This is a genomic window from Marinococcus luteus (genome assembly GCF_900106595.1).
In the GTDB taxonomy this organism is placed as follows: Bacteria; Bacillota; Bacilli; order Bacillales; family Marinococcaceae; genus Marinococcus; species Marinococcus luteus.
On sequence record NZ_FNNC01000001.1, the window covers coordinates 821,619 to 837,524 of the forward strand.

At 47.1% G+C, this 15,906-nt stretch carries 19 protein-coding genes; 7 read left to right on the forward strand and 12 right to left on the reverse strand.

All coding sequences use genetic code 11. The annotated features are described in order from the left end of the window. The first annotated feature begins 129 nt into the window (after positions 1–129). Positions 130–498 (forward strand): cupredoxin domain-containing protein, encoded by a 369-nt coding sequence (locus BLV22_RS04085; protein WP_091611628.1) that lies wholly within the window; start codon positions 130–132, stop codon positions 496–498. A 93-nt stretch (positions 499–591) separates the two neighbouring features. Here the strand turns inward: BLV22_RS04085 and BLV22_RS04090 are convergent, their stop codons facing one another. Continuing rightward, on the reverse strand, positions 592–1,578 hold the full coding sequence (locus BLV22_RS04090) for an aldo/keto reductase (RefSeq protein WP_091611630.1): 987 nt from the start codon (positions 1,576–1,578) through the stop codon (positions 592–594). A 265-nt stretch (positions 1,579–1,843) separates the two neighbouring features. On the opposite strand from BLV22_RS04090, the gene BLV22_RS04095 reads away from it, so the two are divergent. Together BLV22_RS04095 and BLV22_RS04100 are read left to right on the forward strand one after the other, a co-directional pair. Then, positions 1,844–2,896, forward strand: a complete 1,053-nt coding sequence (locus BLV22_RS04095; RefSeq protein WP_091611633.1) for an EAL domain-containing protein — start codon at positions 1,844–1,846, stop codon at positions 2,894–2,896. Positions 2,897–2,920: 24 nt separating this feature from the next. Continuing rightward, positions 2,921–3,115 carry an SDR family oxidoreductase gene (locus BLV22_RS04100; protein ID WP_091611636.1) on the forward strand — a complete coding sequence of 65 codons (195 nt, stop codon included), beginning with the start codon at positions 2,921–2,923 and terminating at the stop codon, positions 3,113–3,115. A 101-nt stretch (positions 3,116–3,216) separates the two neighbouring features. Here BLV22_RS04100 and BLV22_RS04105 read toward each other — a convergent pair whose 3' ends face one another. Beyond that, positions 3,217–3,435, reverse strand: a complete 219-nt coding sequence (locus BLV22_RS04105; protein ID WP_091611639.1) for a hypothetical protein — start codon at positions 3,433–3,435, stop codon at positions 3,217–3,219. Between the two features lie 196 nt (positions 3,436–3,631). Then, positions 3,632–3,868 (reverse strand): hypothetical protein, encoded by a 237-nt coding sequence (locus BLV22_RS14785; RefSeq protein ID WP_143030952.1) that lies wholly within the window; start codon positions 3,866–3,868, stop codon positions 3,632–3,634. A gap of 385 nt (positions 3,869–4,253) precedes the next feature. Here BLV22_RS14785 and BLV22_RS04115 point away from each other — a divergent pair, with 385 nt between their 5' ends. The 3 genes from BLV22_RS04115 to BLV22_RS04125 all read left to right on the forward strand — a co-directional run bounded on the left by BLV22_RS04115 (position 4,254) and on the right by BLV22_RS04125 (position 6,808). Further along, positions 4,254–5,036 (forward strand): TerC family protein, encoded by a 783-nt coding sequence (locus BLV22_RS04115; RefSeq protein ID WP_091611644.1) that lies wholly within the window; start codon positions 4,254–4,256, stop codon positions 5,034–5,036. A gap of 188 nt (positions 5,037–5,224) precedes the next feature. Next, entirely contained in the window at positions 5,225–6,022 is a 798-nt protein-coding gene (locus tag BLV22_RS04120) for an alpha/beta fold hydrolase (protein WP_091611647.1), read from the forward strand. A 180-nt stretch (positions 6,023–6,202) separates the two neighbouring features. Further along, a complete protein-coding gene (locus tag BLV22_RS04125) occupies positions 6,203–6,808 on the forward strand; it encodes a hypothetical protein (protein ID WP_091611648.1) in 606 nt (201 codons plus the stop codon). Positions 6,809–6,891: 83 nt separating this feature from the next. Here the strand turns inward: BLV22_RS04125 and BLV22_RS04130 are convergent, their stop codons facing one another. The 8 genes from BLV22_RS04130 to BLV22_RS04165 all read right to left on the reverse strand — a co-directional run bounded on the left by BLV22_RS04130 (position 6,892) and on the right by BLV22_RS04165 (position 14,557). Then, entirely contained in the window at positions 6,892–7,449 is a 558-nt protein-coding gene (locus BLV22_RS04130) for a hypothetical protein (protein WP_091611651.1), read from the reverse strand. A gap of 199 nt (positions 7,450–7,648) precedes the next feature. Further along, positions 7,649–8,491, reverse strand: coding sequence for a phytoene/squalene synthase family protein (locus tag BLV22_RS04135; RefSeq protein ID WP_091611655.1), 843 nt, complete (start codon positions 8,489–8,491; stop codon positions 7,649–7,651). Between the two features lie 64 nt (positions 8,492–8,555). Next, positions 8,556–10,004 (reverse strand): phytoene desaturase family protein, encoded by a 1,449-nt coding sequence (locus tag BLV22_RS04140; RefSeq protein WP_091611657.1) that lies wholly within the window; start codon positions 10,002–10,004, stop codon positions 8,556–8,558. Further along, positions 10,001–11,497 carry a phytoene desaturase family protein gene (locus BLV22_RS04145; protein WP_091611659.1) on the reverse strand — a complete coding sequence of 499 codons (1,497 nt, stop codon included), beginning with the start codon at positions 11,495–11,497 and terminating at the stop codon, positions 10,001–10,003. Before BLV22_RS04145 ends, BLV22_RS04140 begins: the two co-directional genes overlap by 4 nt. Positions 11,498–11,643: 146 nt before the next feature. Continuing rightward, complete coding sequence (locus tag BLV22_RS04150; protein WP_091611662.1) at positions 11,644–12,498, reverse strand: fructosamine kinase family protein; 855 nt, start codon at positions 12,496–12,498, stop codon at positions 11,644–11,646. Continuing rightward, positions 12,498–12,965: a low molecular weight protein-tyrosine-phosphatase gene (locus BLV22_RS04155; RefSeq protein WP_091611665.1), complete on the reverse strand. Its 468-nt coding sequence runs from the start codon at positions 12,963–12,965 to the stop codon at positions 12,498–12,500. Before BLV22_RS04155 ends, BLV22_RS04150 begins: the two co-directional genes overlap by 1 nt. Before the next feature lie 12 nt (positions 12,966–12,977). Continuing rightward, positions 12,978–13,415 (reverse strand): YaaR family protein, encoded by a 438-nt coding sequence (locus tag BLV22_RS04160; protein WP_091611667.1) that lies wholly within the window; start codon positions 13,413–13,415, stop codon positions 12,978–12,980. A gap of 17 nt (positions 13,416–13,432) precedes the next feature. Next, on the reverse strand, positions 13,433–14,557 hold the full coding sequence (locus BLV22_RS04165; RefSeq protein ID WP_091611670.1) for a M20/M25/M40 family metallo-hydrolase: 1,125 nt from the start codon (positions 14,555–14,557) through the stop codon (positions 13,433–13,435). Positions 14,558–14,659: 102 nt separating this feature from the next. Here BLV22_RS04165 and prli42 point away from each other — a divergent pair, with 102 nt between their 5' ends. After that, a complete protein-coding gene (gene prli42 / locus BLV22_RS14985; protein ID WP_156847924.1) occupies positions 14,660–14,740 on the forward strand; it encodes a stressosome-associated protein Prli42 in 81 nt (26 codons plus the stop codon). A gap of 71 nt (positions 14,741–14,811) precedes the next feature. On the opposite strand, the gene BLV22_RS04170 is transcribed toward prli42, so the two are convergent. Further along, on the reverse strand, positions 14,812–15,828 hold the full coding sequence (locus tag BLV22_RS04170) for an aromatic acid exporter family protein (RefSeq protein WP_091611673.1): 1,017 nt from the start codon (positions 15,826–15,828) through the stop codon (positions 14,812–14,814). Positions 15,829–15,906 lie beyond the last annotated feature (78 nt).

Consider the following 15,906-nt stretch of genomic DNA (forward strand, 5'->3'; position numbering starts at 1 on the left):
GTTTTTTATTATGATTATGTTTTACAATAACTGTGAAGGCAGTCGTATATTTCGTCCCAGCTGTCGTGGCACTTCGCAAGCTGTATTAGCATGAAACATCGTATACTAATATCGAGAGGAGAGTTTACTATGAAATTCTCAGCATCAGCACTTTTCCTTGCCCTATTTGTTTTTCTTTCCGGGTGCGGCGGCAGTGATGGAGGCAATGAATCCGAAAGCACCAGTGAAAACGCCGAGGCTCAAGCAATGGATGTTACCGCTACTGACTTTGAATTCGATCAGGAAGAATACACAGTTAACGCCGGGGAACCTGTCAACGTCAGCTTAACGAGCCAGGAAGGCGGACACGGTCTTGCTATTGACAACTTTGATGTAGACATTCAGGGGGAAGGAGAAGCAACGTTCACCCCGGAAGAACCTGGGGAGTACAACATCTACTGCAGCGTTCCATGCGGTGAAGGACATGCAGACATGACCGCTACCCTAATTGTTCAATAAGGCCGGAGTTTCCGTTTCTATTTTTATTTTTCCTGCGGATAAAAAAGCCGCCGTGCCTGTATTTAGGCGCGGCGGCTAATATTTTAACCGTATTTATTCTTTAATTGGAAGCGGCGCTTCGGGTGAAACCAGTTTTTCTTTACGAAGCTCCTGCCAGAAAGCAGCTGGAATGTCTGCGTTTAATGCTTCAAGATTGTCCTGAATACGCTGCGGACGACTCGCTCCCGGTATAACAGCTGCCACTGCCGGATGAGCGGCTGAAAACTGCAGGGAGGCTGCAATCAGGCTCACACCGTGACGTTCTGCGATGGATTTCATCCGCTCGACACGGGAAGCAATTTCCGGCGGAATATCCGAGTATTCGTATGTGGAGCCGCCGGCGAGCACCCCTGATCCGTAAGGAGCTCCGACAATAATGCTTACATCCTGAGCCTCCGCTGCCGGCATTAAGCGTTGAAGGGCACGTTCATGATTTAGCAGCGTGTAACGGGTCGCCTGGAGACTGATATCCGGATTGGAGTCTTCAAGGTCGAGCGCCAGCTCTATCGGCTCCGTCCGGTTTACTCCAATGCCCCAGGATTGAATGACACCCTCTTCCCGGAGTTTGGTAAGTTCACGGAATGCACCTGTTCTTGCCTCTTCAAATTTGGCGAGCCATTCGTCTCCTTGAAAATCCGGAGAAATGTCATGCACATACACAAAGTCGATCCGGTCCATCTGCAGACGCTCCAGACTCTGCTCAATCGACCGGCGTGTGCCTTCTGCAGTATAATCATCAATTACTTTATTTTTACGGCCGTGAGCAAACAATCCTTCTTTTTCCTCCGTTTCTTCGGAAATGTAACGGCCAACTTTTGTACTTAAGACAAAATCGTCGCGATTATGCTTCGCCAGAGCTTTTCCTGTACGCAGCTCCGCAAGCCCCGCTCCGTAAAAAGGTGCGGTGTCAAAGTAACGGATGCCGTGTTCCCACGCTGCTTCAATTGTTTTTAAAGCTTCATCCTCTGGGATATCGCGGTACATATTCCCAAGCGGAGCGGTGCCGAAGCCAAGCTTTCCTTCCTGCTTCAAATTAATCATAATTTTCTTCCTCCTCTATATAAGTGAATCCATTTTTTACATTTAAGTGGATGGTCTGACGCATCTCACCTGTAACAATCCAGGTTCTTACCAATGAGCACTTTATTTTAGTTACCTTTCACAGTAAGATTTAAACATCAATGTTTAAATTGATGTTATCTGCCATCCACTTTCGCTCTTTAAGGAAAAATTTCTCATTTAACACTTGAATACATCGTTCTCCAGCCGATATTATTATTAAAACGACATCATTTGGAGGTCATCTATGAAGAACGGTTGCGACGTTTGCATGCCCGGACACCAGGGCTATACTTTCATCTTTGAAAACGACCAGTCTCCTGCCCTGCTCCATCCTTATTTTAGTGAATACGGCGAAAACCAATGGCAGGAAGTAAACAACCATATGGTATGGATGGATGAAACCATTGCTTTTGCTTTACTGGATTACCTGGAAGTTCATTATAATCCTGAAGAAATTTTTATTTTTCCTGCAAAAAAGAGTAATCCTTTGGAAAACGAAGCCAACAGACAGCCGCTCCGCTCCCTCAACGCTTATAAAGAAGCAGGCTGGATTGATAACATTATCGATCAGGAACAGATACAGTCGCATTACCAGCCTATCGTACGGCCAGAAAACGGAAGCTATGCTATTATTGGGCACGAGATGCTTTCCCGCGGAAAAGCAGCAGATGGAAGTACGATTGCCCCATTTTTCCTGCTCGAGGCAGCGCGTACCCGCCACCGGCTGTTTGCGCTTGACCGCGCCTGCCGGATCGTTTCTGTCAAAAATGCAGCCCTTATTAAAGACAAGCTCATTTTTATCAATTTTATTCCGACTGCTATTTATGTGCCTGAACACTGTTTATCGACCACTATCCGCCTGATCAATGAAATGGGCATTTCGCCGGGAAACGTAGTTTTCGAAGTTGTAGAAAGCGATGAAGTACAGGATGTTGATCATCTGAAACGTATACTCAATTATTACCGGAAGAACGGTTTTAAATATGCTTTAGACGACGTAGGCACCGGGGCCAATGACCTCAAAAAACTATCTTACCTTGAACCGGATATTGTTAAACTGGCCAGAGAATATTCCGACGGCGTAAGCCGGGATCCCAAAAAAAGAAAAGTCGCGGCGTCGCTGCTGCAGGTCGCTGCTCATACCGGCTCTCAGCCGCTTGCTGAAGGAGTTGAACATAAAGAAGATGCCGATTACTTAGCCGACATGGGATACGAGCTGTTTCAGGGATATTATTTCGCCAAACCGCAGGAGCAGCCTCTGGATTCTCTTCCCCACACTGTTAATACGAACCATTGATCTTAAAAAGCATGTGGCAGGCACATGCTTTTTTCTATAAAAGGGTTTAATCTGGATGATGCCGAATCCGCTAGTACCGAGCAGAAGCAGGCTATCCCAATGAACCGCTACGGGGAGTCTGAAGATATTGCAAACCTTGCTTTATTCCTTACTGCTAACGAATCAAGCTTTATCAGTGGTTCCGAGTATCGTATTGACGGCGGTATGGCAGCGCAGTAAAAATGATTCTCCTGTACAAATGGCCCTCCGGCTTCAGTGCCGGGGGCCATTTTGTATTACTGCCATGTAGATAATTTTCAGCTGTCACGAGGCGGCTTGAATTATACATCAATAAAGCGGCTGCCCTTTTCTGTCACCACCGGGTCCACATATTCGACTTTTTCTTCCTCGTCTGTTACTTTTTCTGCTTCGAGCATCGCTTCTTTGATCAAATAATCAAAATGCGCTTCTTCATTGGAATCATCCGGGGTAATCGTTCCTTCTTCTTTAGTGGCAATACGGGCAATCAGCAGCAGTTCTTTCAGTAAATCGTTATCCATACAAACCCTCCTCTTGTATCTACATATTGGATGAACAGAAATTCTCAGTGCCGTTGTCTTAACTCTGACGCTCTTTTTGTTCAATGTTCAATTGATGGACCGTGCGCACCAGGTCATTTTTTTGATCGTTGACTTCGTCCGGGAAAAAGACGCCGTAAATGCAGCCGCCGCTTTGTTTTTCTTTTCGCTTTATATGTCAGTGAAGGATAAAGTTTTTATAGAGCGAACGAAAGGAAAAAGTCAAAAGTACCCGGTCTGTGACCGGCAGATTCAAACGGGAAAAGAACCGCATGCCCCCACCGGAAAGGTCATGGATAGTCATATCACCTGCTGCGCTGTTCACGATAGTATCGTCCATCCGGTAAATGAAAAAGGTCCCGTGTAGTGGTTGATGTTCGAAATAGTAGCGTAGGTTTTTTCTTGAATCGGGCATACTCTTCTCCTTTATCTTCGCGTGAAATATGTGCTTTATCCATAGTATATAGGCTCCACCGCTCGATTTCAAAAACGTTCTCGCGGCAGTATGACGGGTCGTCCACCGCCCTTTTAGCTTTGCCTTTCCTTTCAAATAAAGATTGACTTTATCTGCGCCCCGGAATATGCTTAGTATAGAATAAAAGGGGAGTAGCTTTCCTGCATCTGCATCGTCATGACGGGCTTTGACGCCCCGGTGCTGATGGTAGTTACCATACTATAAGCGAGACCTTTTCTTCTCCGCAGCAATTTCGGAGAGGAAAAGGTTTTTTTGATGCCTTTTCCTTCGAATCATTCAGGGAAAAGGCTCTTTTCGTGTCTTTTCTCATAAGGGGAGAAACGAAATGGATGTAGGTTTATTGATGGAATACAGCTGGGTTCTGGTTATTCTGGTCCTGCTTGAGGGTGTGTTAGCAGCTGATAACGCGATGGTTTTGGCGGTAATGGTTAAGGATCTGCCCGAAAAACAGCGGAAAAAGGCTCTTTTTTACGGATTATTTGGCGCTTTTCTTTTCCGCTTTGGATCACTGTTTATCATCAGTTTTCTGGCAGGTGTGTGGCAGGTTCAGGCTATTGGCGCGGCCTACCTTCTTTATATCGCCATTAATCATATTATCAGGCATATGGTCCGCCACCACCAGCAGCAAAACGTGATTGCTGCTGCACCGGAAACTAAATCGCCCGGCTTCTGGAAAACTGTTTTTAAAGTAGAGCTTGCAGATATTGCGTTTGCCGTCGATTCGATTCTTGCAGGTGTCGCTCTTGCTATTACGCTTCCGGCCTCCGGGCTCCCTGCCATCGGCGGCCTTGATGGCGGGATCTTCGCAGTGATTTTATTTGGCGGATTAATTGGGGTAGTCATTATGCGTTTTGCTGCCGGTAAATTTGTTACCCTGCTGGAAAAACGTCCAGGCCTTGAAATAACTGCCTTCGTTATCGTTGGCTGGGTCGGTGTAAAACTCGCAGTTTATGCTTTGAGTCACCCTTCACTGCACATCATTCCGGAAGCATTTTCCCATTCGCCGCTGTGGAAGGCTTCCTTCTATATTGTCCTCGTAATGATTGCGGTCAGCGGCTGGTTTTTATCCAGCCCGAAATCAGTAGATGAAACAGCGAAAGAACATTAATTATTGATACAAATGCATTTTTGCATATAAAGCGAGGTACCCTTAAGCAGATGAAGCTTAAAGGTGCTTTTTTTATATCATAGACACTCTTTCCAGTTCTGGAGTTTAGTTATATAGATTGAAGGTAACAAGATAAAAAGAATGGATTTTTTAATTTCACGGCTGACGAAAGCCAAAGGAGCCTGTTTATGCCATATTTCACTTCAAAAAACACATCACTCTATTATGAACAGCGGGGCCAGGGGCCTGTGCTTGTATTTATTTCCCCTCCCGGACTCGGCTGTACGGCCTTTGAGCAGCAGCACCCGCTGGAAGACCAGTTTCAGGTTGTTAGCTTCGATCCCCGGGGGAACGGCAGAAGCGAATGCGGTGAAGCTGCCGACGGCACCATCAAACAATGGACGGAGGATATTTACGCCCTCGTATCTCATCTCGGGGCTGACCAGGTCATTCTTTGCGGCTATTCTTTTGGCGGGCTTCCCGCCCAGGAATTTGCTTACAGATATCCCGAAAAGACAAAAGCACTCGTATTAATCAGCAGCTTTCCAAAAGTAAGGACGTTTATGCTGGCCGGAAAATTCCGTCTTGGCATTTGGAGCACGTATGAAAACCTGCTCGGAACGCTTGGCAAGGGCCTCGCCTTTTCTCATACCAAAAAGCAGGACCAGCAGGAGCGCATCGAAAAAAATATTGAAAACAGCGACCCAGGCGTTATGGAGCAGATGTATTTGAACGGCTTGCATTACGACAGCACCGGCCTTCTCCCCCATATTACCTGTCCCGCGCTTACGATATTTGGCAGCAACGATGTGTTTGTAAAAAAACATCAGCATGATTTTCAATCCCGGCTTCCCAACATGCGCAATGTTCATATTCAGGGTAAAGTACATCAGCTTCCCACCAGAGCCGCCGGTGAAGTGAACGCTATCATCAGAAATTTTGTTAACAACGACGTTTATGCAGACATTTCGCAGAATGTTTACTGAAGAAGCATAAAGGATATATGTTTATAGTTCGCTCTTCATTTTCAAGTTATAGACGTGGCGGTAATGGTTGGATAATAAACTAACCCATGAGCCAGCAAAAGAAAGCTTTTTCTTTGCTGACTCTTTTTTTAATTTTCCGAACCACCGCTTCCATATTTTAAACAAAAAGGAGTAGATATAATGAGTAACACATCAACCAGAAAGACACTGCCAATTATTGCACTTTCAGCCGCTGCAATCGGAGGAGGCGTATACTGGTATACGAAAAGCTCCGGAAGCACCAGCAACAGTGAGAGTGAAAGCAGCGAAGGCATGAGGGATAAAGTAAATCAGGCGAATCAGGAAATCGACAAGGATGAACTGAAAAACCGCTTCCAGCGTACAGTAGAGCTTACCAAGCAGGCAACGGCCCAGCTGCAGGAGATTTACAATGATTACGGCAAAGACATCATTCAGCAGATTCAGCAGGTGAAAAAAGACTCTGAAGGTGTAGTATCCACAGCTAAAGAAGCCGGTGATGAGTTGAAGGATGTCGCTGACACAGCCAAAGAAGCTGAGCAGGAGCTAGAAGGAGTCAAGGAGCAGGCAAAACAGGGCGCCGAGCAGGTTTCTTCTTCTGATTCTTCCTCTGACAATTCCAGCGCCTCTTCTTCTGAAACCAGTGCCAACCAAAATATCCAGGAGTCTCCGGAAGAAGAAACTAAACGAAAAGACAACCAGGCTGATATTGAGCCTCAGGAAGAAGGAAAAAATCATCGGGACCCAAACAGCAAAGGCAATAACTAAGCTTTTCTCCACGGAAAAAAAGAGATTTCCTAAAACGAGTTAAACCACCGGGGCCGTCCCCGGTGGTTTACTTTATGTCCCGCTCATATATCAGTCTTTTCCGCATACTGTCCGTCGTCCACGTGCGTAACGCCAAACGGCTCTTGCCCGTGGCCGTTATAGTATACATCCAGATCATGAAATATACGGTGAATCGTTTCTGCCGTTTGTTCTTCTTCTGTATCAGACTGCTCTTTCTGCTGAAAGCGTTCATTCCACCCGGCAGCATTACGAAGATCCCTGGCTAAATCCGGGTTGTCCGTCTGCGCAGCCAGTGACTTCAGTTTTTCAATTTTTTCTTCAGGCTCCTGAATGTTTTCAGCCTCCACCATTTTTTCACCCCCGTAGCCCGTCAGTTCATTCCAGCGGTCATGCCGGGCGGCAATGTAATTTTTCATTTCCCCTTCCCGCTGCACTTTCTTTTCTGTTTTTGTCAGCTGATGCTCCTGGTCTGCCTCTTCCTCCGAGTCGTTTTCATTTTCCTGCTCTGCTCCCGCTGTCTGATTTTCCATTTCTTCAAGCCATGGATAAACTACATAAATGCTGAGCACGGTGATGAAAATGATGATCCCGGCTGCCAGAACCGTGACACCTTTCTTCATGAATTTCCCCCCTGCTGCCTCTGTATATAAGCAGACTAAAACCGCCGGATATAATAACATCCCGCGGTTCTAGTCTTATGTATTCATGTCTATTTCATCATACATAAAATACCATTTTAATACTCCATTTTCCAAACAAGAAAAAACAGGCAGAGCTTCTGCCTGATTCGGCACTCTGCCGGCCCTGCTTTAACATCCTTTAGGAGGAGAGCCTTTTTAAAATACTCCATTTGTCCCGTTTGGACACGTAGGCCCGCTCCTTAAACACCTGATAATCGTTTTTCCGTACCGATTCCAAAATTGCCTGATACATATAAGCAGCGCCTTTGACGGGATACCTTGCATCCTTCGGATATTGTTCAATAGATTCAAGTGCCTCTGTATACAGCTCTTCCGCCCGCGCAGCAGCCTCTTCCCACGCCCGGACAAATGACGGGTCAAGGCGGTGCTGGTAAAGATTCCTGGTGGTATAGCCGTGCTTTTCAAGTATTTCAACTGGAAAATAAATACGCCCCCGTTCCAGATCTTCACCTACATCCCGAAGAATATTTGTCAGCTGCATCGCCTTTCCGAGGGCGATTGCGCCCGGCTTCAGGTGTTCAAAACGCTCCGGGGAAAGGATAGGCAGAAGCATCAGCCCTACAGTCCCTGCTACATAATAGGAATACCCTTCAACTTCTTCCAGTGTGTAATAAAAAATTTTTTCCAAATCCATATACTGCCCCTGAATCATATCTATAAAGGGCTGTACTTCCATATCGAATCGTTCGAAAGTATCCCTCAATGCAATCCATTGCAGGGACGGCTGATAAAATGGATCGCGGAGAAACTGATGAAACATGGTTTCAAATTCTTTTAATTCCTGCTCCGGATTTTCTCCTTCATCCACAATATCATCGACCGTCCGGCAGAAAGCATAGACGGCCCAGACGCCCCGCCTTTTTTCAAACGGCAGAATATCAAATGCCTTCGAAAAAGTTTTGCTGTGCATTGTAATAATACGATGACATTCTTCGTATGCTTCTTCTAACGTTGATTTCATATTTCTCATCCCCTCTCCCGCGTTTCAGAAGCCAAGCAATGGCTGGTTCCCTGCCGGGCGTATATCAGAACATATCCTGCTTTCTCCCTGTCCCGAGATGCTCTGCTAACAGTTTTGCTCCCTGCATGACAATTGGGACACCGCCACCGGGGTGCGTAGAAGCACCCACTGCGTATACGTTGCTGTAGGAAAACGGCTTAAGCTGCGGCCGGAATGCACCTGATTGGGCAAAGCTCGGAGCTATGCCAAAGCTGCCTCCTTCATAAAGCCCGTATCTGCCGGCGTCCTGAGGCGTCCGGATCTGCATCCACTGAATCGAAGAACGTAGGTGCGGGAATCCTTTTTTCTCAACCGTCTCTAAAATAGACTGAATAAACTCTTCCTGCACCTCCCAGTCGACGTTATCTCCTGACGGTACGGGAACGAGCAGATACAGTACACTCTTACCTTCCGGGGCGAGGGCAGAGTCTATTAAAGACGGGTGGAATGCATAAATACTCGGCTCTTCCGGTAACTCCTTAGTGTCAAAAACCTGCTTCATTTGATGGTCAAAATTGCTGCCCATAAAAAACTGGTGTATAGATGCCTTTGTATATATTTTGTCTAATCCCAAGTAAATTAGCAAGCATCCTGATGAAGAAGTGTATTTTTTTTGTGATTTATTTTCCACCAGCTGCTCTGCTGCCGGCAGCTCGCAGTTGCAGATCAGCCGTTCTGCCGGCTCTACCCGCTTATCCGTTTTCAGGGCAGTAAAAGTCTTTCCCTTCGACTGTATGCTTAATGCTGTTTCTTCAAACCGAAAGATGACTCCGCGACGATCCAGCTCTTCTTTAATTTTTTCGATCAGCATCGCATAGCCTCCGTGGATATACCAAATGCCGTGATACTGCTCACTGAAGGAGACCAGGGAGTAAATACCGGGAGTAGTGGCAGGATTGCCGCCAATGTAGAGCGTCTGCAGTGAATACGCGTCCCGGAGCCGGGGGTCTGTAAAGTAATCGGCCACCTGGGCTCTGACCGACTGGTAAGCTTTCATCTGCCATAGGGAACGAATATTAGCCGCAGTGAAAAACTCCCGTTTGCTCATAAACGAGCGGGATAAAAAATCCTTTTCCCCCTGAAGGAAATTCCTCTTCATATCGCGCATAAATCTTTCGAAATTCTCTTCTTCTCCCGGAAAAGCCTGTGCCATTTCTTCTTTCTGTTTTTCAGGATCACTCCATTTGTAAAATTCCGTTCCGTCGGCGAAAACCATCCGGTACAAAGGATCAATCCGCTCCATCTCAAGCACTTCCGGGTCCATCCCCGCTTCAGCAAGTATCGCTTTAATTGTTTCAGGCAGCAGAACGATCGTCGGTCCCTCATCGACTTTAAATCCGTCCTGCTTCACCCATTTGATTCTTCCGCCTGCTTCTTTATCTTTTTCCACTATTGTTACTTCTTCGCCCGCCTGTGTCCTGTAGAGAGCTGTCACAAGTCCGCCGATGCCGCTTCCCACGATAATATTTTTCATTGCGCCCGCTCCCTGGAATATTTAGCCGTCAGTGCCTGAGCAGTAATCCTGCCGGATACAATAATCGTCGGCAGGCCGCTTCCGGGATGCGTGCCTCCGCCCACCAGCCAGCAGCTCCCGACATCTTCGAACTTGTTATGCGGACGGAAATACATCATTTGATTTAAGCGGTGGGACAAATTGAATACAGCCCCTTCGTATACGTTACTGTCGAGCTGCCAGTCTGTGGGCGTATAAATTTTTTCCACTTCAATATGATCCCGGAGGCCTTTAAACGGCGACCGGCTTTCCACCTGATCAAGCACCAGGTCCCGAAAGCTGTCCTTGTTGTTCTCCCAGTCAATGCCGCTCTGGTTATTCGGCACCGGGGCAAGCATATAAATTGGCGATTTTCCGGCAGGAGCCAGTGTGTCGTCGGTAACAGCCGGATTATGAATATAGATCGACGGGTCGTCTGAAACAATCTTTTCATGGATCATTTCTTCCACATTTTTTTTATAATCATTGGAAAAAACGATAGAATGGTGGGCTGCTTCCGGGTAGGCAGCGTCAACGCCGGCATAAAGCATAAACGCCGAGCAGGAATAGTCTTTTTTAGCCACTTTTTCTTTTTTCCACTTCTTCAACGGTTCATCGAACAATTCGGTAGCTGCGTAGGCGAAATCTGCATTCACTACTACTTCATCTGCTCCAAACACTTCCCCGTTTTCAAGCTCCACCCCCACAGCCTGCTGTTTTTTCGTACGGATTTTTTTAACCGGCGTGTTCAGGTAAAGATGGCCCCCGTCTTCTTCAAATGCTTTAGCCATTGCTTTTGGTATTTGGTTCAATCCCCCGGTAGGGTGCACAATCCCGTACTCATGCTCCATGTAGGAAAGAATGCTGAAAGCCCCCGGGCAGTCCCACGGTGACATTCCTAAATATTTAGACTGAAAGGTAAAAGAAAGCTTCAACCGCTCATCGGAAAAATACTGACTCAGCACGTCGTACACAGACTTTCCGAGCGCCAGGTGTGGAAGGGCTTTAAGCGTCCGGGGCTTCATATAGTCCAAGAGCGAGCCGTGCTCATGCTCAAGTACCGGCAGAAGCGCATCCCACCGCTTACCCAGATCATGCATGAAACGGTCATACCCCTTTTCATCACCTGGAAAGGAAGCAGCGATCCTTCGTTTCATTTCCTTTTTATCGGAAGTCGGCCGAAAGCTTGAATCTTCGAAAAATAATTCATACATCGGATCCAGATAATTCCACGAAATATAGTGGGCAAGGTCCCTTCCGGTGGCTGAAAAAATTTCCTCAACAATATGAGGCATGCTTAGAAATGTCGGGCCTTTATCAAAGCGGTATCCGTCAACGTCCACGTGGGACGTGCGCCCGCCTGGCTTATCATCCTTTTCGAACACACTTACCTGAAAACCCTGACTTTGCAGCAGCATGGCAGCGGTAAGTCCTCCGGGGCCCGCCCCAATAACCGCAATTCGTGTCTCTCTCAATCCAAAAAGCCCCTCTCTGTCAAAACGTTATGTTCATGTCCAAAGTTTTATTCCCGTTTTTTTGTATTTTCAACCTGACCAAAAGCCCGGGAAAATAGACATTGTAAAAGCATAAAAAAGACCTTTCAGAAAGAAAGGCCCCCCGTTCAGCTGCTTCTGCTGTATAATGCAAGCACCCGGTCTACCTGCTCCCCGTACATTTCCCCGAACACATTTAAATGGACGAGCAAATAGTATAACTGATACAGAGGCATTCGTTCTTCAAATTCAGCTTCCACCGGCTGGATGGTTTCATACGCTTCATATGTCCGTTCCGAAAAACCTCCAAACAACCGGGTAAAGGCAAGATCAAATTCGTAGTCTCCGTACCAACAGGCAGGGTCGATCAAATACGGACGCCCTTCTTCTCCGGTGAGCCAATTACCGGCCCAAAGATCTCCGTGCAGCTTGACCGGCTGCCGGTCGTCGGGTATCCACTCTCCGAGATGGTCCAGAATATAGCGCAGGCGGCGGGACCGTTCGTCAGTCAGTTTACCGAGAGACCTGGCGATTTCCAACTGCGGCCGCAGGCGGTGATCCCTTACAAAACGCACCCAGCTCGTTTCCCAGGAATTCTCCTGCGGCAGCTCCCCGATGAAATTATCTTCCTCAAGGCCGAAATAATCCCCGGAGGATTGATGGAGATTGGCCAAGTCGATTCCCAGCCACTCATCGGTCCGGCTGTCCCCGCTTCCCTGAATAATATCCATAATGATAAACTTCTTTGACCAGTGCAGCACGTCAGGCACATGCACCGCTTCCGATTCACGCAGGAATTCAAGCCCGCGCTTTTCCTGGCGGAAAAAATCATACGGTGCCTCTTCATTCCATTTCAGGAAATAGGAGCGCTGGTTTGTATCCACCCGGTAGGCAGAGCTGATGCTTCCTCCGGAGAGGCTCGCTATATTGGTTACTGCTGCCTGCGGATCCACGTATCGTATCGCTTTTTGAATATGCTCCATTATACATTCTCCTGCTCTCTAATCCATTGTAGTAAATGAAAGGTACTCGTATTAATCAATTCAAACACGTGACCGAAATTATTATCGAAATAAGGGTCAGGCACGTCTTCCTTCCGGCGGTCAGGGTGAAAGTCCAGCAGTTTCCATATCCTGCCGTCTTTAGTGGAAACGTGAAAGTCCTGAAGCATCTCCAGGTTCTGGTCATCCATAGCCACAATATAATCGGCTTCTTCTCCGGCCTCCACCACCCGGGCGGTTCCCGTACCGGCAGCAATACCATGCTGTTCGAGTACATCAATCGTTCCTTCGTGCGGAGGGGAGCCTGCATGCCAATCACCGAGGCCGGCTGAATCCACGCTGATTTTATTTTCCACTCCCGCTTCCTGCAGATGCTTCTGAAAAAGCGCTTCTGCCATTGGCGAACGGCAGATGTTCCCTAAACAGATGAATAAAATTTTTATACTCATAGATTCCCTCCTTTACCCGTAGAGATGTATAATCATGCCTTTTATTTCCCCGGTCATATCGAGAAGGGATAGGGGCTCCTGCTCCTGCTGCAGCATCTGGTCTGTCATTTCCACTAGTTTTTTATCAATTTTTTCAACCAGCTGATGGGTTTTGAGCCGCCCGTCACTGCCAAACGACCTTTCTTCATGCAGATTCAACCCGTGGTCCTTCAGCTCTGTAATAATTTCTCTTACAAGGCGTTTATACTCTTTTAGTTCCGGAATAGTCTGATGCTCCATCAAACGCCGGCCCTGCTGATCAAGCTGTTCGAGCATGATACCCATCTGCCGGTTGAACGTTTTGGCCTGTTCGGTCTGCATCATTTCCGAAAATGGATTCTTTTCGGCTTTTCTATCCTTTACGTTAGGGAGCGGTGATTTAATATTCCCCTGAAGGCGCTGAATATCCACGCGTATATTTTCCTCCTTTACGCGTCTTCTGCCGGCCCGGTTACAATGGCCGCCATAAACGCCGGTACTTTCACAAATTCTTTAATGAGCAGCCGTTCTTCCGTAGTGTGGATATTCTCATATCCGACGCCCAGATTGATGGTCGGAATGCCGTAGCCGGAAATCACGTTGGCATCGCTGCCGCCTCCACTCTGTACAGTTCTCGGCTCCACGTCAATCCGTTTGGCGGCCTGGACCGCACGCTGTACCACATCATCTGATTCGGCCAGCACATATCCTTCATACATTGGCTGTATATCTATAGATGCCTCGGCTCCCATTTCCCCGGCTGCTTCTTCGAATGCCTCACGCATCGCAGCTACCTGTCTGCTCAGCTTATCCGGTTTAAAGGAGCGTGCCTCAGCAGAAATCACGACTTCATCACATACGACATTTGTCTGGGTGCCTCCGGCAAAGCTTCCGATATTGGCTGTTGTTTCTTCATCGATTCGTCCAAGCGGCATCTTGGTCACTGCTTTAGAAGCAACGCTGATGGCTGAAATGCCTTTTTCCGGTTCCACCCCTGCGTGCGCTTTCTTTCCGTAAATAGTCGCATGCATTTTCGTTTGATATGGTGCCGAAGTGACGAGCGTGCCTACCGGTCCGTCACTATCAAGCGCATAGCCCATATCGGCATGCACAAGCCCGGTATCAAGGTTCTTTGCGCCCACAAGGCCTGACTCTTCCCCAACCGTAATAATAAACTGAATATCTCCGTAAGGCTCGTCTTCTTCCTGAAGCACTTTTACCATTTCAAGCATCGCCGCAATCCCTGCTTTGTCATCAGCTCCGAGAATCGTTTCCCCGCCCGAAACGATATATTCATCCTGCACCTCGGGTTCAATGCCTTTTCCCGGTTCGACGGTGTCCATATGGGAAGTGAAATAAATTACCGGCTTTGTGCCGTCTGTTCCTTTCAGCGTGCAGATCAGGTTCCCTGCTCCGTGGCCGGTCAGAGCCTTAGCATTGTCTTCTTTTGTTTCGAGGCCGAGCTCCTGGAATTTCCGTTTGATGACATCCGCGATTTTGGCTTCATGCTTCGTTTCCGAGTCTATCTGCACCAGTTCGATAAATTCCTGTATTAAACGTTCCTGATTTGCCATCACTATTATAACTCCTTTGCGGGTTGCTTAGGTTTATTATATATTTTTTCGCCTGCTGTGTTATAATTTGAGCATTAGTTTCTATTGAAAGCGGGGGTTAGAATGCAGAAAGTCATTATTTACATTATGATCTTTGCGCTTGTCGGCAGCAGCCTGTTAATGGGCGGAGCGGTGATGTTTTAAATAAACGCCAATCCTTGTATGTACCGGATAAAGCAGAACTTGCGGGTTTTCATGCCCGCTTGTTCTGCTTTTTATTTATTTCTGCGTGCCATCTGCCTGTTTAATCGTTTGCCCGATATTGTATGGGTACGCTTCGGGTCAGGCTTAAACATTTTTTTAATAAGCAGGTATTCTTCAATTTCATACAAAATATAAAACAGGGATGAACGTATTTCGAATTCATGCCTTGTTTTTGGCAGCTCCATCTGCTGAATTTCATGCTTCATTTCGTCAAGGCGGTACAGAAAATAGCCGGCGGTATTGCCCGGAGAGACAGCGTCGCTTAGTTCATCCATATAATCAGCCATTTTATGGCCCTGGGGAACTGACTGATCAATCGAAGAAATAAACGGGAGGATACTTTCGAGTACCGAAAATTGTTTTTCTCTCATACGGAAATAGTGGTAAAAGTAGTCATCATCCCGGAGAAAATGGTTATCTATATCCCTCAGGGCTTTTCCTTTAGCTTCATCAATGATCTTCGCTGCATCCGAAAATTCTGACCCGTCCCAGATGTTATCTCCAAAACGAAGGTAATTTGCGTATTCCTCCCAGATTTTGCGAAAAGCGTCTTCAAGGCTTAACTGGTCCTGGGCCAGGCTTTTTTCACTGCTCGGCATGTAAAGGTTCATAATTAAAGCTACCCCAATGCCGACGAAAATAATCGCGAGCTCGTTCATCCAGATGCCTACACTCACCTGTTCTTCTGTATAAAGGTGCAGGACGATAACGCTGCTTGTGACGATGCCCCGGGCAGCGTTCGCTGCTACGCTCAGTGGAATGCTGATCAGAAAGAGTGCAGCGATGGCCACCGGATTATAGCCTATCAGTTCAAAGAATACACTCGCTACCCCGAGCCCAATCACACAGGAAACGAGTCGTTCAATGCTGACAGTCAGGGAGCCCCTTTTGGTCGTGGTAATGCAAAGAATGGTAATAACGCCAGCTGATATGTAGTAATCCAGCTGCAACAGCTGGGCAATGTATACGGATATAGCTGTGCCTACTGCTGTTTTCAGCGTCCGATATCCAATTCGGAATCTCCCCATCTAAAAAACCTCTCTGTTTGTTCATTCGTACTTATATTATATCGTAAACACCGGCAGAGGGAAACTGACTGGCGCTTT